General features: G+C 62.3%; 18 protein-coding genes. 10 read left to right on the forward strand and 8 right to left on the reverse strand.

Annotated elements, in window-relative coordinates; translation table 11 throughout:
* Nucleotides 1–498 (reverse strand): TonB-dependent receptor plug domain-containing protein (locus tag FJQ54_RS00495; RefSeq protein ID WP_408006004.1); only part of this gene is annotated, 498 nt, incomplete at its 3' end.
* A 360-nt stretch (nt 499–858) separates the two neighbouring features.
* On the opposite strand from FJQ54_RS00495, the gene FJQ54_RS00500 reads away from it, so the two are divergent.
* Nucleotides 859–1,896: a LacI family DNA-binding transcriptional regulator gene (locus FJQ54_RS00500; RefSeq protein WP_140926318.1), complete on the forward strand. Its 1,038-nt coding sequence runs from the start codon at nt 859–861 to the stop codon at nt 1,894–1,896.
* A gap of 94 nt (nt 1,897–1,990) precedes the next feature.
* Nucleotides 1,991–3,541 (forward strand): MFS transporter, encoded by a 1,551-nt coding sequence (locus FJQ54_RS00505; protein ID WP_235890250.1) that lies wholly within the window; start codon nt 1,991–1,993, stop codon nt 3,539–3,541.
* Nucleotides 3,542–3,746: 205 nt separating this feature from the next.
* Here the strand turns inward: FJQ54_RS00505 and FJQ54_RS00510 are convergent, their stop codons facing one another.
* The 6 genes from FJQ54_RS00510 to FJQ54_RS00535 all read right to left on the reverse strand — a co-directional run bounded on the left by FJQ54_RS00510 (nt 3,747) and on the right by FJQ54_RS00535 (nt 10,923).
* Nucleotides 3,747–4,073 carry a DUF736 domain-containing protein gene (locus FJQ54_RS00510; protein ID WP_140926293.1) on the reverse strand — a complete coding sequence of 109 codons (327 nt, stop codon included), beginning with the start codon at nt 4,071–4,073 and terminating at the stop codon, nt 3,747–3,749.
* 583 nt (nt 4,074–4,656) lie between these two features.
* Nucleotides 4,657–5,094, reverse strand: a complete 438-nt coding sequence (locus FJQ54_RS00515) for a hypothetical protein (protein ID WP_140926295.1) — start codon at nt 5,092–5,094, stop codon at nt 4,657–4,659.
* Between the two features lie 86 nt (nt 5,095–5,180).
* The gene (locus FJQ54_RS00520) at nt 5,181–6,095 is read right to left on the reverse strand and encodes a DUF2493 domain-containing protein (protein WP_140926297.1); all 915 of its coding nucleotides are present in this window, start codon (nt 6,093–6,095) and stop codon (nt 5,181–5,183) included.
* 312 nt (nt 6,096–6,407) lie between these two features.
* On the reverse strand, nt 6,408–7,451 hold the full coding sequence (locus FJQ54_RS00525) for a DUF7146 domain-containing protein (RefSeq protein WP_140926299.1): 1,044 nt from the start codon (nt 7,449–7,451) through the stop codon (nt 6,408–6,410).
* Between the two features lie 71 nt (nt 7,452–7,522).
* The gene (locus tag FJQ54_RS00530; RefSeq protein ID WP_140926301.1) at nt 7,523–9,622 is read right to left on the reverse strand and encodes a ParB/RepB/Spo0J family partition protein; all 2,100 of its coding nucleotides are present in this window, start codon (nt 9,620–9,622) and stop codon (nt 7,523–7,525) included.
* 116 nt (nt 9,623–9,738) lie between these two features.
* Entirely contained in the window at nt 9,739–10,923 is a 1,185-nt protein-coding gene (locus tag FJQ54_RS00535) for a DUF932 domain-containing protein (protein ID WP_408006005.1), read from the reverse strand.
* Between the two features lie 634 nt (nt 10,924–11,557).
* Between FJQ54_RS00535 and FJQ54_RS00540 the strand changes: the two genes are divergently transcribed.
* The 8 genes from FJQ54_RS00540 (at nt 11,558) to FJQ54_RS00575 (ending at nt 20,016) form a co-directional block, all read left to right on the forward strand.
* Entirely contained in the window at nt 11,558–12,802 is a 1,245-nt protein-coding gene (locus tag FJQ54_RS00540) for a tyrosine-type recombinase/integrase (RefSeq protein ID WP_140926304.1), read from the forward strand.
* 173 nt (nt 12,803–12,975) lie between these two features.
* Complete coding sequence (locus tag FJQ54_RS00545; protein WP_140926306.1) at nt 12,976–13,323, forward strand: hypothetical protein; 348 nt, start codon at nt 12,976–12,978, stop codon at nt 13,321–13,323.
* Between the two features lie 111 nt (nt 13,324–13,434).
* Nucleotides 13,435–14,628, forward strand: a complete 1,194-nt coding sequence (locus FJQ54_RS00550; RefSeq protein WP_140926308.1) for a DUF932 domain-containing protein — start codon at nt 13,435–13,437, stop codon at nt 14,626–14,628.
* A gap of 114 nt (nt 14,629–14,742) precedes the next feature.
* Nucleotides 14,743–15,237, forward strand: coding sequence for a DUF6878 family protein (locus tag FJQ54_RS00555; RefSeq protein WP_207790330.1), 495 nt, complete (start codon nt 14,743–14,745; stop codon nt 15,235–15,237).
* Between the two features lie 11 nt (nt 15,238–15,248).
* Nucleotides 15,249–15,611: a DUF6915 family protein gene (locus FJQ54_RS00560; protein ID WP_140926310.1), complete on the forward strand. Its 363-nt coding sequence runs from the start codon at nt 15,249–15,251 to the stop codon at nt 15,609–15,611.
* Between the two features lie 114 nt (nt 15,612–15,725).
* A complete protein-coding gene (locus FJQ54_RS00565; RefSeq protein WP_140926324.1) occupies nt 15,726–17,837 on the forward strand; it encodes a ParB/RepB/Spo0J family partition protein in 2,112 nt (703 codons plus the stop codon).
* 59 nt (nt 17,838–17,896) lie between these two features.
* Nucleotides 17,897–18,943: a DUF7146 domain-containing protein gene (locus tag FJQ54_RS00570; protein WP_140926312.1), complete on the forward strand. Its 1,047-nt coding sequence runs from the start codon at nt 17,897–17,899 to the stop codon at nt 18,941–18,943.
* Between the two features lie 305 nt (nt 18,944–19,248).
* Entirely contained in the window at nt 19,249–20,016 is a 768-nt protein-coding gene (locus tag FJQ54_RS00575) for a DUF2493 domain-containing protein (protein WP_140926314.1), read from the forward strand.
* Between the two features lie 202 nt (nt 20,017–20,218).
* On the opposite strand, the gene FJQ54_RS00580 is transcribed toward FJQ54_RS00575, so the two are convergent.
* A partial coding sequence (locus FJQ54_RS00580; protein WP_140926316.1) for a transposase occupies nt 20,219–20,528 on the reverse strand: 310 nt, incomplete at its 5' end.

A 20,528-nucleotide genomic window follows, 5' to 3' on the forward strand; every position in this document is an offset into this window, starting at 1 on the left:
GCGATAGCCCCATTTGCTGGAATCCGGGTTCAACCGGCTGGCGTCCAGCAATTCGGCCCGCGCGCCCAGCGCGATGGTGCGCTTGTCCTTATCCAGCGGGCGCGCGGTGCGCAGGTCCACCGTGCCGGACAGCCCCGCGCCGATCAGATTGGCGGATGGCGTTTTATACACATTGACCTGGCTGATCATTTCCGAGGGGAACTGATCGAAATCGACCCCCCGGTTGTCGTTTGTCGTTACTTGTTCCCTCCCGTTCAGCAACGTGGTCGAGAAATCAGGCGCAAGCCCGCGGATCGAGATATTGCGCGCCCTCCCGCCTTCGCGCTGGGTGGCGAGCCCCGGCAGGCGGGAAATGGATTCAGCAATCGAGGTGTCCGGCAGCTTGCCGATATCTTCTGCCGAGATACTCTCGACAATCAGGTCGGAGTTTTTCTTCTCGGCGATCGCGTTGGCCAGGCTGGCGCGATATCCGGTGACGATGATGTCCTCGTCTGCCACGCCCGGCGGTTGCTGGGCGGCCGCTCCGGTTGCAAGCGCAAGAGCCATTGCACCTGTGGACACTCTCGCCAGCGGTCCGAACTTGCGGCAGGCATAACCCGAAATCGGGGCAGCACGCGGCCCCTCACGCAACGCTTCCATGATAGTCTCCCCAATCCCTCGCGGCCGGTTCGGCATGCCCTCCCGTGGGCCTGGAACCGATCAGCATTTCATTATTTGATTTGCACTGCCATCTTCCGCCGCAGGCCATTTTGGTTCAAGAAATGCACATACGTATGCGAAAAAGCGGTGGGAGCAGCCGTGCCAGAGCGGACACGAGCGGATAAAAAAACGGCAAAGGATGAAGGTGTTACGGCCTCCATCCGCCCTGACCGCGCGCCCACATCATTCGATATCGCGCATCTTGCCGGCGTTACGCAGCCGACTGTCAGCCGCGCGCTTTCTGGATCACCGATGGTGTCTGAAGCGACCCGGAAACGTATCGAAGCCATTGCGCGGCAGTTGAACTACAAGGTCGACAAAGCAGCATCCTCGCTGCGCAAGCGCCGCTCGGACACGCTAGCTCTGTTGTTCTTCGAAGACCCCACGGCCGACGAATCGCTCATCAATCCGTTCTTCGTGGCGATGCTCGGTTCCATCACCCGCGCGACCAAGCGCGCCGGCTATGATCTGCTTGTCAGCTTTCAGCAGCTCTCGGACGACTGGCACATGGATTATGAGGACAGCCACAAAGCCGACGGCCTGATCCTACTGGGCTATGGAGACTGGGAAATCTATCGCAAACGTGTCGCCCAACTGTCGGCGCAAGGCACGCGGTTTGCGCGATGGGGCTCTGTGGAGGCAGCCGAATCGCTGCGGGGGCTTGGTACGACCATCGGCTCCGATAATCGCTCTGGCGGAGAGATGGCTGCCCGGCATCTGATCGCGCTGGGGCGCAAACGGATCGCCTTCCTGGGCCACGCCTCCAGCCACTATCCGGAGTTTCTCGCACGTTTTCAGGGAGTTGCTGAAGCCCTTTCCGAAGCCAGGCTTTCTCCCCCGTTGCAGGCAGATGCGATCACGACGGAAGACGCTGGCGCCGCCGCAGTCCGCGCGCTGATCGAGACCGGTCTCCAGTTCGATTCCATCGTCGCCGCGTCAGACCTGATTGCCATCGGCGCGATGCGGGCGTTGGAGGAGCGCGGCCTATCAGTTCCGAAGGACGTCGCGATCACCGGCTTTGACGACATCCCTGCCGCAGTCAGCACCCGTCCACCACTTACCACCGTGGTACAGGACACCCAGACTGCCGGGCAGATGCTCGTCGATTCTGTCCGCGCACAATTGGAAGGCCTTCCAGTACCAGACACAATGCTGTCGACGAGGCTCGTCGTTCGCCGTTCCTGCGGAACCATCTGAAGCCACCTCGCAGGCCATTGTCAGCCGGCCCAAATCGCGCCAGCCTCGCGTGTACGTACGTCGCGCGAGCGTCTTGCGGTGGGAGGGACAGGACATGGAATCGGACGATATGGCCGGGAGCGTCGGGCGCCCCAATGGAACGCAGCGCGTAGAGCGACCGCGGCTCAGTTTCTGGGGCCTGTGGAACCTATCGTTCGGTTTCTTTGGCATCCAGGTCGGGTTCGCGCTTCAGAACGCCAACGTCAGCCGCATATTTCAGTCGCTCGGCACCTCCATTGATGATCTCGCCTTTCTGTGGATTGCCGGGCCCGTCACCGGTCTGCTGGTTCAGCCGATCATCGGTTATTTTTCCGACCGGACATGGTCTCCTCTGGGCCGTCGCCGGCCTTATTTTCTGGCCGGCGCGATCCTGGCGAGCCTCGCGCTGGTTGGCATGCCAAACTCGCATGCGCTCTGGTTTGCTGCAGGCATGCTGTGGATTCTTGATGCCTCGCTGAACATCGCGATGGAGCCGTTCCGCGCGTTCGTCGGTGACATGGTTTCGAAACAGCAGCGCACTGCCGGATATGCCTTCCAGACGGTGTTCATCGGCGCTGGTGCTGTCGCTGCCAGCCTCGCGCCTACCGTCCTCACCCGCATCTTTGGTGTTTCCAATGTTGCGCCCCCGGGCGAAATTCCGCTCTCTGTCCGGCTTGCCTTCTACATTGGAGCGGGTGCCTTGATGGTCGCCGTGTTGTGGACGGTGTTCACCACCCGCGAATATTCACCGGACGAGATGCGCCGCTTCGAAGGTGCACATGCCTCCCTTTCCCATGACGAACCACTGGCCGTCCCGCTCAACGGTTTTTGGTGGGTCACCGTCGGCGCCATCGTGATCATCTGCGTGGGACAGTTCCAGCTGGATAAGCCGGTCTATATTCTGGGCGGCGCGCTGCTTGCCTATGGCGGCTTGCAGGAATTCACCCGCCGTCACGCCCTGGCAGGGCGCAGGGCGGGGCCAGTTACGCGGATCGTATCGGATCTGGTGCAGATGCCGCCCATGATGAAGCGGCTCGCGGTTGTCCAGTTCTTCACCTGGATCGCGCTCTTCATCCTGTGGATCTACACTACGCCGATCGTTACCCGCTACATGTTCGGCGCCGCTGATGCAGCAAGCCACAGTTACAATGACGGAGCCGACTGGGTCGGCGTGTTGTTCGGTGTCTATAATGGTGTTGCGGCTCTCTATGCCTTTGCCCTGCCCGAGATCGCGCATCGCATCGGGCGCGGCCGTACCCATATGGCCGGGTTGCTGGCCGGAGCGGTCGGCTTCGGTCTTTTCCTGCTGATCCGCGATCCAGACTGGCTCATTCCTCCGATGATTCTGATCGGCATTGCCTGGGCATCGATCCTCACAATGCCCTATGCGATCCTCTCGTCCGCGTTGCCTCAGGCAAAACTCGGTGTTTTCATGGGGATTTTCAATATGTTCATTGTGCTCCCTCAATTGCTGGTTTCCTCCGCAATGGGAACAATCATGAACTTCGCTTTTCCGAAAGAACCAATCTGGTTGATGGGAATAGCCAGCCTCATGCTTTTGCTGGCAACTGTTGCGATGCGCGGTGTAGGTAGATCGCTGCAGCCCGAAGCAGGCGCGGCCAAATGATCCGACCTTCGGTGGCTGACCGCCATCCCGTTTTAGCGTCCGCTAAGCTGCCGTTCCGGACCGCCCGACTTGGCTGACGCTTGCGGAGCAATCTGAGCGAGGGGCAACTTATTAGCAGCTGGGCCCGAAAGCCGACTGACCGGACCGCCCGACTTAGCCGCCATACAAAACCCCGCCCGGTTGCCCAGGCGGGGTCTGCTGCCTGTCAGTCGCCGTTTCGGCGGCTGGGGCGGGACCAGATGAGGCTGAACGTTTCGCCGTCCTCGTCGTCGAACAGGTTGGCGTAGATGGGGTTTGTGAAGCTAGGGTCGTCCAACTTCAGGCCCAGATATTCGCGGCCTTCGTGGGAGCGTTTGGTCCACGCGGCGCCGATTTCGGCGCGGCCCACCAGAACGCGGTGGCTGGGGGCGTTTTCGCCGGTGGCGCGGGTGTCGGGGACGATCCGGACGCCCTTCGCCTGGACGCTGAGGGTGACGATTTCGCCGCTGAACTCATTGTCTGCGGTCTTCTTGAACGTGCCGATGGTGGCCATGATGTATCTCCTGTCCTTGTTCCGTCGAGCCCGCACCATTGCGACCTCGATGGCGTATCGACCGGCCGGAGACGGTGGCTGGCGCATCCGCAGGGCCATGGACAGTGGAGGAGGGGGTTTCTTGCCCCGCGAGGAATGGCGGCCCTCGGGGTCCCCATGCGACCGGTCGCATGGGGTGGGGGCCGACAGGGGAAGAAAGTTCTGAGGTAACTGTTGTGCCTGAAGCTGCCGAGGCGAAGCCGATCTTCGGCCAGATCACGCCGTTGGAGAGGCCCCATGGTGCGTGGCAGGAATAGCGAGACCGGAGAACCTGGCCTCCTGCCAGACAGAAGATGCAGTTATGAGGTTGCGCGTTCGATCATCCACCAAGCCAGACGGGGGATGGATGACCCACTTCCCGGCCCCACAAAACGCCCCTGCCTCCGGTGCCTGGTGTCCGACTCAATTTCTTCCGGTTCCAATGCCTAGAGGGTGGAGTCGGGCTTTGCGGAACTGGCGCGCGACTGTTCCCTCCAGCCATGCGCAACTCTGACGGCGAGGATGCAAACGTCAACTTCCCCTGACTCCGCGTGCCGTCTCAACGCTATGCCGGAAGATGCAGCCCAGTGCGATCGGGCGGCGTTGGTGCGATCAGCCGGGCCAGCGCCGCGCCTCCAACTGCGATTGCACCCATCAGCGAGAACGCCAGTTGCCATGCTTCGGACGGCATGGCGTGCCGCACGATCCCATGGGTCGCGTAAAAGCCGGCCACAGCGGCCGGCGCGACGAACGCCAGCGCAACCAGCACGCGAGTCCATAAGGGCTGCAGCCGCGTCAGCAGCACATGCCCGATGGCAAATATAAACGCAGCCGCAGCTGAACCAACAACGACGGCACCGAGCCATCCGGCACCAGTGCCATAGGCCCATGCACCGGCAGTCACACCCGCGAACAGCGGCAGTGCGAACACCGCGAACGTGAACAGCAGCCAGCACATCGCCCCGACGGCGACGATTGCGAGGAGAATGAGTGCGAACGGCATGGTCGTGGTCCCCCGTCAGAACGGTTCGAACAGTCGCGCCTGCCACCACCTCCATGGCGCGATGCAATGATAGCATGAACGGGCGATCATGTCGCCCGCCACACCGGGATGCCCATCTTGCGGGCCTTGTCGGCAAGGTTGTCCTGGATGCCAGTACCGGGGAAGATGATAACCCCGATGGGCAGCACATCGAGCATCTGGTCGTTGCGCCGAAACGGGGCGGCCTTGGCGTGCTTGGTCCAGTCAGGCTTGAATGCGATCTGTGGGACTTGGCGGCTGTCGGCCCAGCGGGACGCGATCCTTTCGGCACCCTTGGGGCTGCCCCCGTGGATCAGCACCATGTCGGGATGCTTGGCATGGGCCTGATCCAGCCTGGCCCAGATGCCGTGATGGTCTTCGCTGTCGCCGCCGGAAAATGCGACCTTCGGGCCTTCGGGAAGCAGGATCTGCGTATTGGCACGCTGGCGGGCGGCAAGAAAATCCCGGCTGTCGATGATGGCTGCTGTCAGCTTGCGGTGGTTCAGGACTGAGCCTTTGCGGGGACGCCATGCCGAACCGGTCTCGCGCTCATACTGGTCGATGGCCTGATCGCGCATCAACTCGAAGGTATCGCGGCGCTCCAGCATGGTCTGGCCCTGAGCCAGCAACTGCTCCAGTTCGACCGAACGGATCTCGCTGCCATCCTGATCGCGCTGGCTCTGGCGCTGCGCCTGTTCATTGTCGTCAAGCTCGCGTTCGATGCGTTCGGCGGCGCGGTGGAACATGTTGACGGTGGACCAGAGCAGATCGGTCAGATCGGGTTCAAGCCGTGTGTCCTCGAACGTGGAGATCAGCGCATCGAAGATGTCGGCTATGGCTCCGGCGACCCGGTTGCCTTCGGGCAGCGGGCGGGGATCGGGTTCGTCAGAGAAAGGACGATAGCCGAACAGCTGAAGCTCTTCGAGGATATGGCCGGTGGCGGTGGTCGCCTCTGGCAGTGCGGGGTTGCGGTTACGCTCCATGGCTGTTGCTCCTGCCCTGAGCCGCGCCTCTCGCGGCCTTCATGGCGAGGACAGCCGGTGGTCGGGACGGACCTGCACCCGGACGCGGAGCGGGAGGGCCGAAGCGCAGCGGAGGATGGCGAAGGCGGGCTATTTTGCCTCGCGATGGAAAGCGGCCCCGGGGGCCGCGCCGGAAAATAGTCCGCCGGAGCTATTGCCGGTCCGGCCCGGCTGTCGGCCAGATCGCCCTCTGGAAGGCCGGGGCGTGGCACATGGTGGGATAGCAAACAGACTGGGGCGCAAATGCCAACCTGCAACAGGCGGTATCGGCGATTACGCAGGCTCGGGAAGGAAGCGCCCGGCATCGGCGGCTGCCATCTGATCCCGCAATGCCACCCTCATTGCGCAGGGACCGATGACATGGAGGTCATCGTTAAAATCGCGCTGCACCGGCGACAGCAACATGGCCCTGATACCAGCTGCCATCGCCCGCTCGATCAGACGTTGGCTTGCCAGTTGACCGGCAGGATCGCGGTCACAGGCGACATAGACCGTTCGCAGCCCTGTAGGCGGTATGAACCCGGCGACATGCGCGGCGGAGAGTGCTGCCACCACCGGCATCTCCGGCAGAATGCGGCGGAGCGACAGCATTGTCTCAATGCCTTCGCCGACGATGAGGATATCTGACGCGGCACCAAAGCGGACGCCATGGCCGAGCAGATCGCCCATCGCGCGTCGGGGTGTGGCAAGCTGCGCCTTGCCCGATCCGTCGCGCGCCAGCCATGTGCGGTGGACGCCGGTGATCCGCCCCCTGTTGTCGGTGACTGGCGCGAGCATCGCCGGCCATTGTTCGGTGGGGCCGATTTCGGGCCGATAGTAGCAGCGCGGGTGGAACCGCAATGTGCCGCCAGCGGACGATGGGTCTATGCTGCGGCTTTGGAGATAGGTGTCGACCAGTGTCCCCTTGCCCGGTCGGGTCATGGCAAGCAGGCGCAAGGCTGCCCTAACAGAGTCTGAAGATCGTCTGCCAGATTTGCGGGCGGAGGGGAGATTTGCTGCACCACGTCGCTCAGTCTCCGGCAGCGCGAGGAACCGCCGGGCTTCAGCAAGCACGTCCGCGAATGCGCCGATCCCACAGCTGCTGCGGAGGATGTCGAGCAGGTCGCCATGCTCCCCGGTGGCGGCATCGGTCCATTTGCCGGCCGGGCCTTTTGGTCCATCGTGCAACCGCACGAACATCGACCTGCCAGCAGCATTGCGGATATTGCCGACCATCCAATATCCCCCATGGCGTCGTCCATTCGAGAGATAGTGGCGGCAGACAGCTTCGGCATGATCTGCAAGCTGACGGGCCAGATCATGGGCAGTGGATGCCATGGCGCACCTCCACAAAATTGGCAGAAAATTGGCCCGCCGTTGCCGACGGGCCAGTTGATGTCAGCGGTGGCTCACTCGGCGGCGATGGCGTGGGGCATGTCGTCGGCGGGATCTTCCGCCAGTGTGTCGTCATCCGCCATGGCCGGTTCGCCGTCGATTGCCGCCGTCTCTGCGCAGGCGGGTTCAATGCCGCCGGTATCGCTGGTCGCTGCATCCCGCACTGTTCCCCGTGTGCGAAGGATCACAGGCAGCCAGTGGCTATCGGCGAGCAGCGCTTCAGCTTCGGCCGCCATCTCGCCCTTCTTCAGATGCGCCATGCGGTCGGCTGCCACGATGCCCTTCGCCTCGGTCACGGCCTCCCGGATGCGGGCCTTGGTCACCCGGCCGAAGAAGCTGTCGACGGTCGGCTTCCAGCCCAATGCCGCCATATCCAGATCGACCGACTGTGCCAGCAGGTCTGCATGCGCCAGCGCCCGCGGGCGCTTGTTCCACGGCTCCTGCACGGCGTTCACCGACTGGCTGACGACATGCGCGAACAGGGCGGAGCGGCTGTCGCCATCCCATGTCTGCAACACGTCCCACAGGCCATTGGAGTCCCTCGGCAGGGCCTCGGCCCAGGCATCGTGCCGGGTGCGGATGGCGTCTGCCGATACGCTGTCGTTCAGACCCGGAGCCTGCGGCCCGAACGTCACGCTCTTCAGCTCCAGCTCCAGGCAGCTGTCGGAGCCATAATGGTAGAAGGTCCGCAGCGTCAGCGCATGCAGCGCCGCCAGAAAGGCGATGTCGGGCCGATCCCCCAACAGATGCCGCAGCCCGAGCGTGCGATGGGCGGTCAGTTCGGAGATCAGCCGGTCGGACATCGGCGCAAGGGCATCGTCCTCCTCGCGGTCCAGCGGCTCACCAGCGCTGTCAGCATGTGGATCAGCAACGTCGGTAGCGTCGGTGGCACCAGTATCATCTGCACCAGCGGCTTCATCGCTGGCGACAGCCGGCAGTTCGTCCTCCGGCCGGACATATCCGCGCTCGATCCGCAGTTCCCCATCGCTGGCGATGCTGATGAACGCACCGGCGCGCGCCACCTCATCCGGGTCGAACCGGATCGGCCGGGCATCGATCCGGTCCAGCCTGCTTTCCAGCTCGCCAAGCTGTTCGTCGATCTCATCCGGCAGTTCATCATGATCGGCATATTGTTCGTTGAGTTTATCGAACAACGCCTGGCAGGCCAGACGCTCGGCTTCCTCCTCCGGCGTCATCGGCACCTGCTCGCCGCGCAGATGCCGCAGGCCATAGTTGTGGCCGTAAGGCAGGTCCGACGCAGCCTCGATCCACTTCCAGCCTTCCTGTCCAACAGTGACGGCGGCCTCGTTCAGCTTCTCCGCGACCATCAGGTCGACCAGTTGCACATCCTGCAACCAACCGCCTTCATCACCCTGGAACAGGTCGCGCAGGATCGTGCCGCCTGATTCCACATAGGCGTCAACGCCGATAAACTGCGCCCGCCGGTCAGCGGCGCGGATGGCGTTTTCAGTGAGCATCCGGCGGATGGCATAGGGCTGCTTGTCGTAACCCTGGCTGATCCGCTCGAACACCTGCTCCTGCCGTTCATGGTCGCCGGACACGGTGAACGCCATCAACTGGTCGAGCGCGATGCCATCCTCGGCATAGATAGCCAGCAGGCGCGGCGACACCGATGCCAGCTTCAGCCGCTGCTTCACGACCGACACTGGCACGAAGAAGGCGGCTGCAATCTCCTCCTCGGATTGTCCCTTCTCCCGCAGCGCCAGAAATGCGCGGAACTGGTCGAGCGGATGCAACGGCGCGCGCTGGACATTTTCGGCCAGCGAGTCCTCCTCGGCAATGCCGCCTTCCCGCACGATGCAGGGCACCGGTGCGGTCTTCGCCAGCCGCTTCTGCTTCACCAGCAGTTCCAGCGCCCGATAGCGGCGACCACCCGCCGGGATCTCGAACATGTCGGTAGGGTTGCCGTCGGCATCGACGACCGCACGGACGCTGAGGCCCTGCAACAGCCCGCGGCGCACGATATCGTCTGCAAGCTCCTCGATCGACACGCCCGCCTTCACCCGGCGGACGTTCGCCTGGCTCAGCTGCAGCTGCTGGAACGGAATGTCGCGCGAGGTGGCAAGGCTGATCTTCGCTTTGGCGTTGGCCATGATCTTCACTCCATGACGGGCAGCCGGAAGACGCTCTCCCAACCTCAAACCCGTCATGAAGGCAGCGCCGCCCTCTCACTCGAGGACGGCGCCGCAAACATGATCTCCAGCCGGGACTACACTGCCCGTTCCAGCAGCTTCTTCGCTTTGCCCTCCAGATCCAGTCGCGCATCCTGATGCACCTTCCCCCGCGCGATGGCGGTGATCCCCTGCACGAAGTCGAAGATGCTCTCGGGCTTGCGGCCTTCCTCGGTCAGCACCGTATCGATGATCCGGCCCGCCTCAGCCTTCGAGAACCCGTGCTTGCGCAGGAAGTCCTGCCGGTCCTCGTCCGTGCGGGCCACAATCCGCTCGCGGGACTGGCGGATGCCGTTGATGAACGGCATGGGCGAGGACTCCGCAAAGCGGGTCAGCGCCGGGGCGGCTTCATGTGCGAAGCGCGAAGCGGCATATTTGCTGTGGCGGATGCTGATCTCTTCAAAATCCTCCACGCCCCACAGGTTGCGGTTCTGGCAGACGGCCCGGAGGTAGAAGCTGGCCATCCCCAGCGTCTTCGCCCCCACCTCGGAGTTCCAGCAATAGAACCCCCGGAAATAGAGATCAGGCGAACCGTCTGGCAGCCTGCCCGCCTCGATGGGGTTCAGGTCGTCCACCAGAAACAGGAACACGTCCCGGTCGGAGGCGTAGAGGGTGGTGGTGTCCCTCGAGACATCGACATTGGGATTATAGATACCAGTCGACCAGTCGAGCACGCCCGGCACCTTCCAGCGCGTATCACCGGTGCCATTGCCAGCAATCCGCTGCACGGCTTCCACCAGCTCATGGTCGAAGATGCGGCCATAGTCCGGCCCGGTTACCGCGCGGAGTTCGGTCCGGCCGTCTGCAATCTCCAGCGTCTTCACCTGTTCGGCACGATGCGAGGAGAGGCCATATTGCAGGTTGATCGCCGCCAGCGGGGCCGGAAGCTGCCGCAGGTAGGAAGCAGGCGCGCCGACCAGCCCGGCCAGCTGGCCGAAGCTCCAGTGCGTGGGGGCAACCGGTTGGTCACTGCCGGGCAGCAGCAGGGCAAGCCGTTCGGGATCATCGCGCGACGCTTCCACCCGGACCGCGGAACTCTCGACCGTTCGGGTGTGGCTGCGTTCCGAGCGCCGGTTCACGCTGGCATAAAGCTCCGACAGCGACAGATATCGCTCGTCATCCGGCCGCGCGAACCACTCAGACGACACCCGCCCGACCCGCTCGCCACGGGACACATCCACTTTGTAACCGCCATTGCGCGCCGTCGGCGCCATCACAGCCATGTCCACCATCACCCGTCTCCGCGACAGGCACCGGAAAACCCCTCCCGGCTCTCAACCCGTCAACAGACGGAAAGCAAAGCTCTCACTCTCAACGACCCACAGGTACAGCGGTCTTCACAGAGAGAAGAGGGCGGCAATCGGGCGGATATGAGACGGACAAGGACACCTGCGCCGCTTGCGCAAAAACTACACGGATCGAGCTTGGCGCATCAGCGATGGGGTGATATTTTCGGACCATGCAAGCCGCGAGCCAAATTTTTCGCCTCTTGGAGGGCCTGAAGTCGCCAATGGTGCCGATTCATGCCGTTTGCTTCCCCCCTGCTTCCCCGGAACCATCGGGCGGCTGGGGAAGCAGTTCCGGCTTGCCCTTTCGGGCGATAACTCATTCAAATTCCTGTGAAAAACTGGTGCCGCTTAGGTGACTCGAACACCTGACCCCATCATTACGAAAATTGGGGTGCCTCTGCGCTATGATATCCAAACTACCGAAAAACAACTATATATGAGATAGATATAAACTTCAGTCTACGCCAGAACGCTCTAATAATTCCCCGATTTTGACGCCATCTGCTTACATTATGCTTACATTATGATATGAGAGTGAAAATGTAAGCAGATGGTGCCGGGAGGCGATATGGCGAAGCTTTCCAAGAGGGGCGTTGATGCCCTTGAGCCCCTTCCTGAAGGGCAATCTTTCCTGTGGGACTCCGAGCTGCGTGGGTTCGGGGTCCGCGTTCTACCGTCAGGGCTGAAGACCTTCGTCCTCCAGTATCGCAACCAGAAAGGTGAAACACGCCGCATCAGGCTGGGTCGCTATGGTGTCCTGACCACTGAGATGGCACGCGACATGGCAAGGGTAAAGCTGGGGATGCTGGCTTCCGGAGAAGATCCGGACGAGATTGCCCGCCAGGCCAAGAATGCGATGTCAGTGGGCGAATTATGCGACTGGTACATTCTGGAAGCCCGTGCCGGTCGAATTCTCGGCAGGCGAGGGCGGCCGCTGAAAACGTCATCGCTGGATATGGATGAGAGCCGCATCAGGGTTCACATCAAGCCCTTGCTGGGAAAACGCATTGCCGCGAAACTGACCATTGGCGACGTTGAGGCCATGCAGTCGAGCATTCTGCAGGGCAAGACCGCGACGGCACGACGACCCGGTAGAGGCGGGAAAACCACCGGCGGCCCCGGCGCGGCAGCCAGATCACTTGCCACGCTTCAAGCAGTGCTGGGCCATGCCAAACACAAAGGAATGCTTGCCGATCATCCAACGCGGGGAGCGAAAAAACTTGCAACCAAGAGGCGTACGCGACGCCTGAGTACTCCCGAGATCATATCCCTTGGCAAAGCGCTGTCAGTTGCCGAACAGAATGGGGAAAATCCGGTCGCGCTAGCTGTGGTGAGAACGCTGCTGCTTACCGGCTATCGGCGGGAGGAGGCGCAGGCTATGCAACGTGCCTGGATACATGCAGACCGTGGTTATGTGTCATTTCCTGACACCAAGGGTGGGATGCAGATGCGCGGAATTGGCAAGCGGGCACTGGATGTGCTGCATGCGCAGAGGGCGATCGAAGGAAATCCCTACGTTTTTCCGTCAGCTTCTACCGATGGCCCTTTCACAGCTGTGAAATCCTGTCTTGCACGGGTCTGCCATCTCGCAGGCATAACGGGAATTACGCCTCATACCTTGAGACATACGTTCGGGAGCATGGCAGGAGAACTCGGCTTTTCCGAATTGACCATCCGGGCGATGCTGGGGCACGCCTCACAGAATGTGACACAGGGATATGTGCATATTGATGAGGCGGTTAAGCTGGCCATAGACCGCACATCGGACGAGATTGCAGGCCTGCTTGGGACGGGTGTCGGACAGGCTGATTAGGGCCAGTATGCCAACGATGGGGCCAAGTGATTCAATTCGACTACTCAGGCATCTACAGGCGGTCTTGTCATTCGTAGAGGAAGAGGTGTGCCGGAATCGGGTAGTTTTGGGGTGAAGTGGGGCGGGTTGCCGCCGCGCCATCCTCCCGTTATCCATCAGTTTGGAGATTGACCATGGGATTGGAAACACAGGCTGTATTGCCCACCCATCTATCGGTGCAGGATATCTGTAGCCGGCTCAGGACCGGGTATGGCGTAGCCGACGCCACCGCCCGCGCAACACGCACATCAGATTACTGGATCGTGGATTTCGAAGATCGGGATGGCGAGCCGCGCGTTCTGGATGCATTCCTGAATTCCTACGCCAGTGAAGACTATCAGGAGTTGGGAGCGGCAGAAAGCACCCTGTTATCAATGGAATTCGGGCCAACCAGTGAGGCCGTTATTGCTGCTCTGGCGGGCGGGGCGGATGGCTGGATGCGCAAGCATGATGGCGAGCCGTGGCTGCGCCTACGTCCCTGACTTCGGTCATGCAATAAAGGCATGCGGTTGTCAGAGTCAGAGCTTCGCTTCCCGTTTTTGACGGGTTGAGAGCCGGGAGGAGTTTTCCGGCGCCTGTCGCGGAGATGGGTGATGCTGGACATGGATGTGATGGCGCCGGCGGCGCGCAATGGCGGCTACAAGGTGGATGTGTCCCGTGGCGAGCGAGTCGGGCGGGTGTCGTCCGAATGGTTCTCGCGGCCGGATGACGAGCGATATTTGTCGCTGTCAGAACTGTTCGCCAGCGTGAAGCGCCGCAGCGACCATAGCCGGACGCGGACGGTCGAGAGCGCGGCGATCCGGGTCGAGGCCTCGCGGGATGATCCCGAGCGGCTGACGCTACTGCTTCCCGAGAACGAGCGCCCCGTTGCGCCCACGCACTGGAGTTTCGGGCAACTGGCTAGCCTGGTCGGCGCGCCGTCCTCCTATCTGCGACAGCTTCCGGCGCCGCTGGCGGCGATCAATCTGCAATATGGGCTGAAGTCCCATCGTGCCGAGCAGGTGAAGACCCTGGAAATCGAGGATGGCCGTGTTGAACTGCGCGCGGTGACCGGCCCAGACTATGGCCGTATTCACGACCATGAACTGGTGTCGGCTGTGCAGCGGATTGCCGGTAACGGCACTGGCGACACGCGCTGGAAGGTGCCGGGCGTGCTCGACTGGTCGACCGGCATCTACAATCCGAACGTCGATGTCTCCAAGGATACCACCACGCTCTATGCCTCCGATCGGGATGCATTCCTGTTCCTCGTCGATGACCTGAACCCTATCGAGGCTGGCCGGCTGCCCGATGGCTCGCCCGATCTCTATTTCCGGGGGTTCTATTGCTGGAATTCCGAAGTGGGGGCGAAGACGCTGGGGATGGCAAGCTTCTACCTCCGTGCCGTCTGCCAGAACCGCAATCTTTGGGGTGTGGAGGATTTCGAGGAGATCACGATCCGCCACTCCAAATATGCGGCATCGCGCTTTGCACAGGAGGCGGCACCGGCACTGACGCGCTTCGCCAACTCTTCACCCACGCCATTCCTGAACGGCATCAAGAGCGCCCGGGAACGGATTGTCGCCCGCAGCGATGATGACCGGCAGGATTTCCTGCGCAAGCGCGGCTTTTCCAAGGGCGAGACGACCCGGATCATTGAGAGCGTTCTGACCGAGGAAGGCCGAAAACCCGAAAGCATCTTCGACTTCGTGCAGGGCATCACGGCCATGGCAAGGGGCAAGACGCACCAGGATGCGCGGCTTGAAATGGAGGGCAAGGCGAAGAAGCTGCTCGACTTCGCGGCTTAGGTTGCGCCCCACATCCCCAATCGGCGCCGTCCTCGAGTGAGAGGGCGGCGCTGGTTTCATGACGGATTTTAGGCTGGGAGAAGGTCTTCCGGCCACCCGTCGTGGAGATAAGAAATGGCCGACATCACAACTGTCGAAAGGCGCCAGGTGGCCGCAGAATGTGCTTGGGAATCGATCCTTGCCCAGCTTCGTGAGGACGACATCCGTTCCGCTGAACTCCGGCCAGACAATCACGCTGCAATCTTCAGCCTGCTGGCCGCACACAACATTACCTGCGTCACTATCTGCTTCGACGGGTATGGCGATAGCGGTCAGGTGGAATCTGTAAACGCGCTGATCGGAGATACCGTAGCCGAACTACCGAACTGCATGGTTATGCTGAGTGAAATAGCGAGATGTGGCGATTCCGGTGCGATTGTCACCAAGGAACATTCACTTGCAGCTGCCATCGAGGATCTGGCTTACGACCTGCTTCGGCAAACACACGCCGGGTGGGAAAACAACGACGGCGCTTTCGGAGATTTCGTTCTGGATGTGACGGAACGCACCATCAGTCTGGACTATAGCGAGCGCTACACGGCGATCGAGTCCTTCAGCCATCAGTGGTGAGGGAGGGCGTCATGGGACATTGTTATCACCACGCCCTCTCGTCAGTTCGGAAATGGGGCGGTACGGCGGAGGAGTTTCTGCCGCTGCACCAGTGGTTTGATGAATCGAAATCCATAACGGCGGACTTTCGCCATCGCGCGCTGCGGCATCACGCAGAGGGCATTTTCATGCTGGAACGTTTTTTCGGGCCGGTTCTGAACTTGTCAACCGGGCGAGCAGTGCCTGTCCGCCTCATCGGTGAACAGCATGTCATCGAAGATCTCGGACATATTCCGGGCTTCGCCGACTGGGCCCGGGCGATACGGCCTGAGCCCTGGATGGGCCGGGCACAGCCAATCCACAAACTGGTCGACCCATTCGCCTTGACTGTCTGACGCTGGCTTTCCAGCTTTCCCAGCGCCGTCCTCGAGTGAGAGGGCGGCGCTGGTTTCATGACGGGTTTGAGGTTGGGAGAAGGTCTTCCGGTCGCCCGTCGTGGAGTGATGACCATGGCCAACACCAATACGAAGATCAGCCTTGCGGCTTCTCGCGACATTCCGTTCAACCTGCTGCAACTGAGCCAGTCGAACGTCCGCCGCGTGAAGGCCGGTGTATCGATCGAGGAGCTTGCGGGCGATATCGCGCGCCGGGGCCTTCTGCAGGGCCTGAGTGTGCGCGCCGTCGTCGATGACGATGGCAATGCGACCGACCGGTTCGAGATACCGGCTGGCGGCCGCCGCTACCGGGCGCTGGAATTGCTGGTGAAGCAGAAGCGGCTGGCGAAGACTGCACCCGTGCCCTGCATCGTGCGGGAAGGCGGGATCGCCGAGGAAGACTCGCTGGCCGAGAATGTGCAGCGCGCGCCGTTGCACCCGCTCGACCAGTTCCGGGCGTTCCTTGCCCTCCGTGAAAAGGGACAGTCCGAAGAGGAGATCGCGGCCGCCTTCTTCGTGCCCGTGGCCGTCGTGAAGCAGCGGCTGAAGCTGGCGTCGGTGTCACCGCGCCTGCTCGACATCTATGCTGAAGACGGCATCGCGCTCGACCAGTTGATGGCGTTCACCGTCTCCTGTGACCATGAACGGCAGGAGCAGGTGTTCGAGCGAATGAGCCAGGGCTATGACAAGCAGCCCTACGCCATCCGCCGCATGCTGACCGAGAACGCCATAAGGGCGTCGGACCGGCGGGCGAAGTTCATCGGCATCGACGCTTATGTGGAGGCCGGCGGCACCGTCATGCGCGACCTGTTCCAGGGTGACGAAGGGGGCTGGCTGCAGGACGTGCAACTGGTCGACCTGATGGTGGCGGAAAAGCTGAACGAAGCCGCAGCCAGCGTGGGCGGTGAAGGCTGGAAGTGGGTCGAAGCCGCGCCGGACTTTCCGTATGGCCACCAATATGGCTTGCGGCATGTGCGCGGTGAGCAGGTGCCGATGACGCCGGACGAACAAGCCGAGCGTGAAGAGTGTCAGGCGACGTTTGACGAACTGACCGAGCAGTATGCCGACTATGATGAACTGCCGGACGAGATTGACGAGCAGCTTGGCGAACTGGAGCAGAAGCTGGACATGCTGGATGCGCGACCGATTCGGTTCGAGCCGGATGAAATTGCGCGGGCTGGCGCGTTCATCAGCATTGCCAACAACGGCGAGCTGAGAATCGAGCGCGGATACGTCCGGCCCGAAGACGAGCTGCCCGTTGCTGACGCTGAAGAAACGCATGGCACGGATGACACCATCACGTCCGGCGATGCGGAAACAGTCGACGTTAGTGCTGACGGAGCTGCCAGCGCTGACCAGGCAGATGATGATGTAGACGGTCTTGCCCCGATGTCCGACCGGCTCATCTCCGAACTGACGGCGCATCGGACGCTCGGGCTGCGGCACATGCTGGAGGACCGTCCCGACATCGCGTTCCTGGCGGCACTCCATGCACTGACCCTGCGCACCTTCTACCACTACGGGTCGGACAGCTGTCTGGAGCTGGAACTGAAGAGCGTGACGTTTGGATCGCAGGCACCCGGTCTGAACGACAGCGTGTCGGCGGAAGCCATCCGCGCCCGGCATGAGGCGTGGGCCCAAGCTCTGCCGAAGGAGTCTGACGGGCTGTGGGATGCGTTGCAGGCGTGGGATGGCGACAGCCAGTCTGCCCTGTTCGCGCATGTCGTCAGCCAGTCGGTCAACGCGGTGCAGGAGCCATGGAACAGGCGCCCGCGCGCGCTGGCACACGCAGATCAGCTGGCGCAGTCGGTCGGGCTCGACATGGCGGCACTTGGATGGAAGCCGACGGTCGACGGCTTTTTCGGGCGGGTGACCAAGGCCCGTATCCGGGAAGCCGTGACCGAGGCCAGGGGAGCCGCGGCGGCTGATCGCATCGCACATCTGAAGAAGGGCGAGATGGCGGCCGAAGCGGAAACCCTGTTGGCAGACAGCGGCTGGCTGCCTTCCATTCTCCGGACGCGTGGTAGGTCGGATGCTCCGGAGAATGAAGTGGAAGCCGACAATTGCACGACCGAACCCGCGGGAGAGGAATCGGCGGTGAAGGACGGCGAACCGGCCATGGATGCAGATGAGGCAAGCGCCGAAGATATGGCGGACGAACTGCCCCACGCCCAGGCTGCCGAGTAACCACTTCCTGACTGCGACTGGCCCGCTGGCAACGGCGGGCCATTTTTCTGGAGGCATGTATGGCAATATCCGCCAGAGACATTGCCCGCGAACTCGCCGACAGAGCGGAAGCGGTCTGCCGCCAATATCTGTCGAACGGACGGCGGCAGGGCGGCTACTGGATGGTGGGCAATGTCCGCAACGAACCGGGCCGCTCCATGTTCGTGCGACTGGCGGATGGGCCGAAGGGGCCAGCCGGCAAATGGACCGACGCCGCCACAGGAGAGCATGGCGACCTTATCGATGTGATCCAGCAGGCGCGTGGCGTGAATGGGTTCACTGATGCGATGGCAGAAGCGCGGCGGTTCCTCTCATTGCCGGATACCGTCCCGCCTGATGTCTCGCGACGAGCAAAAATCTCAAAGGCCAAAGCCGGCGTTTCAGATTCGCTACGCTCAGCTTTGCACCTTTTTGCCATGGCGCGACCGATCGAAGGCACGCTGGCAGCAACCTATCTGCGAGGACGTGGCATCGTCGCGGATGCACCATCGACAACGCTGCGGTTTCACCCGGAATGCTATTACCGCCCCGATAGCAAAAATCCGACCGAACGATGGCCGGCAATGCTGGCGGCAGTGACCGACAATCGCCGCAACATCACCGGCATTCATCGCACATGGCTGCAACGCGACGGGAGCGACAAGGCGCCCCTCGCAACACCAAGGCGCGCTATGGGCCATCTGCTTGGCAATGGCGTCCGGTTCGGATCCGTCAATGAGATCATGGCCGTAGGCGAAGGCATCGAGACCATGCTGTCCATCCGCACAGCCCTGCCGGACCTGCCGGTAACGGCCTGTCTTTCAGCTGCACATCTGGCAGCCTTTGATCCACCGGCCAGCATTCGCCGCCTGTACATTGCCCATGACCGCGATGCCGCCGGCCTGCATGCCCGTGATCGCTTGGCGTCACGCCTGTCAGACAGTCCAATCGAGATCATCTCGCTGTCGCCCCGCCGGCACGATTTCAACGACGACCTTTGCATGTTGGGATTGGCCGGAACCCGGGACGCATTGCAGACGCAGCTTGCCGCCGAAGATGCCGAACGCCTGATCGCTAACACCCTCTGACGACACCGTATCGTCCGTGTGGTTGCTGGTTCTGCCCATGGCACATCCACTTCGATAGCCGCGCCCGGCCTTCTCGAGGGCGAGGGGCCGGCAACTGCCCCAGACCGGCAATGGCTGCGGCGGACTATTTTCCGGCGCGGGCCTGAGGGCCCGCTTTCCATCGCGATTCAAAATAGCCCGCCTTCGCCATCCTCCGCTGCGCTCCGGCCCGGACGAAGGCGTCCGGGTGCAGGTCCGGGCCAGCCGCCGGCGAGCCGCTCGCCACGAAGGCCGCGAGAGGCGCGGCCACGGAAAGGAGCGCCGCCATGGACCATTCGCACGCGCATCAACCCGACATCACGTCCACCGCCCATGTGCTGGAGGAGCTGCAACTGTTCGGCTATCGCCCATTCTCCGACGAACCTGATCCAAGGCCATTGCCCGAAGGATACCGCGTCGCCGGCGCCGTTGCCGACATCTTCGATGCACTGGTGGCGACGCTCGACGACACCAGGCTCGAACCAGATCTGGAGGGCCTGCTATGGTCGACCGTCAACCTGTTCCACCGGGCCGCCGACCGCATCGAACGCGAGCTCGACGACAATGAACAGGCACAGCGCCAGAGCCAGCGCGATCAGGATGGCAGCGAAATCCGCTCCGTTGAACTGGAAAGGCTGCTTGCCGAAGGCCAGACGATGCTGGAACGGCGCGACGCCTTCGAGCTGATGCGCGATCAGGCCGCCGACCAGTATGAACGCCACACTGGATCATGCTGGCGTCCGCGCAATGGCTCCATGGTCAATCACCGCAATCTGACATCGGCCGTTATCGACAGCCGTGATTTCCTGATGGCCCGGCAGCGCGCCAAATCGCAAATCCTGCTGCCGGAAGGCCCGAAGGTGGTGTTCTCCGGAGGCGACAGCGACGATCACAGCTCCATCTGGGCCCGCCTCGATCAGGCGCACGCCAAGCACCCGGACATGGTGCTGATCCACGGTGGCAGCCCCAAAGGCGCCGAGAAGATCGCGTCCCGCTGGGCAGACGTGCGGCACGTCCGCCAGGTCGCGTTCAAGCCGGACTGGTTGTCTAATTGATTTTCGCATGGGCATTCCTTTTCCCGGTGCCAATGGTTGTCTTCGAGGTCATCGGGCGGCCTGTGAGGGCGTTGTGTCCGAGCCTTCATGATCGCGGCCGGGCGAAAAGGGTGGGTGTCTCTGGGTCCAACTCGAGGTTATGGCCTCTACAGTCCGGGCGAGATCACCCTGGCATGGCTTACCGGGAAGAAGGGCGCTGGCTTCATGTCCAGCGGAACTCCGTCTCGTTCAGCCATAACGAATGGAGCAGCACGGCCAGTTTGCGGGCAACCGCGATCCTGGCGCGCTTGTTGCCTTTCGATTCTGCGATGCGCTGCCCCCATTGCTGAAGTGCAAATGGGCGCTGCACGCGGCACAGCATGATGTTCGCGGCCTCGTAGAGTGATCGCCGGAGCATCGGATCGCCCGCCTTGGAAATGTTGCCGCGTACATCGCGTTCGCCTGACTGGCTACGTCGTGGTACCAGCCCGGCATAGGCGCCGACATCTTCGCTGCGCGCAAAACGACGCGGG

Source organism: Sandaracinobacter neustonicus (genome assembly GCF_006385875.1).
Classification (GTDB): Bacteria; Pseudomonadota; Alphaproteobacteria; order Sphingomonadales; family Sphingomonadaceae; genus Sandaracinobacteroides; species Sandaracinobacteroides neustonicus.

Excerpts from the sequence above, each read along its gene's own strand:
- FJQ54_RS00535 (WP_408006005.1), bottom strand. The coding sequence starts at position 10,923 with ATGGCTGTGATGGCGCCGACGGCGCGCAATGGCGGTTACAAAGTGGAT.
- FJQ54_RS00515 (WP_140926295.1), bottom strand. The coding sequence starts at position 5,094 with ATGCCGTTCGCACTCATTCTCCTCGCAATCGTCGCCGTCGGGGCGATG.
- FJQ54_RS00570 (WP_140926312.1), top strand. The coding sequence starts at position 17,897 with ATGGCAATATCCGCCAGAGACATTGCCCGCGAACTCGCCGACAGAGCG.
- FJQ54_RS00520 (WP_140926297.1), bottom strand. The coding sequence starts at position 6,095 with ATGGAGCGTAACCGCAACCCCGCACTGCCAGAGGCGACCACCGCCACC.
- FJQ54_RS00510 (WP_140926293.1), bottom strand. The coding sequence starts at position 4,073 with ATGGCCACCATCGGCACGTTCAAGAAGACCGCAGACAATGAGTTCAGC.
- FJQ54_RS00540 (WP_140926304.1), top strand. The coding sequence starts at position 11,558 with ATGGCGAAGCTTTCCAAGAGGGGCGTTGATGCCCTTGAGCCCCTTCCT.
- FJQ54_RS00545 (WP_140926306.1), top strand. The coding sequence starts at position 12,976 with ATGGGATTGGAAACACAGGCTGTATTGCCCACCCATCTATCGGTGCAG.
- FJQ54_RS00550 (WP_140926308.1), top strand. The coding sequence starts at position 13,435 with ATGCTGGACATGGATGTGATGGCGCCGGCGGCGCGCAATGGCGGCTAC.
- FJQ54_RS00530 (WP_140926301.1), bottom strand. The coding sequence starts at position 9,622 with ATGGCCAACGCCAAAGCGAAGATCAGCCTTGCCACCTCGCGCGACATT.
- FJQ54_RS00555 (WP_207790330.1), top strand. The coding sequence starts at position 14,743 with ATGGCCGACATCACAACTGTCGAAAGGCGCCAGGTGGCCGCAGAATGT.
- FJQ54_RS00560 (WP_140926310.1), top strand. The coding sequence starts at position 15,249 with ATGGGACATTGTTATCACCACGCCCTCTCGTCAGTTCGGAAATGGGGC.
- FJQ54_RS00565 (WP_140926324.1), top strand. The coding sequence starts at position 15,726 with ATGGCCAACACCAATACGAAGATCAGCCTTGCGGCTTCTCGCGACATT.
- FJQ54_RS00505 (WP_235890250.1), top strand. The coding sequence starts at position 1,991 with ATGGAATCGGACGATATGGCCGGGAGCGTCGGGCGCCCCAATGGAACG.
- FJQ54_RS00525 (WP_140926299.1), bottom strand. The coding sequence starts at position 7,451 with ATGGCATCCACTGCCCATGATCTGGCCCGTCAGCTTGCAGATCATGCC.
- FJQ54_RS00575 (WP_140926314.1), top strand. The coding sequence starts at position 19,249 with ATGGACCATTCGCACGCGCATCAACCCGACATCACGTCCACCGCCCAT.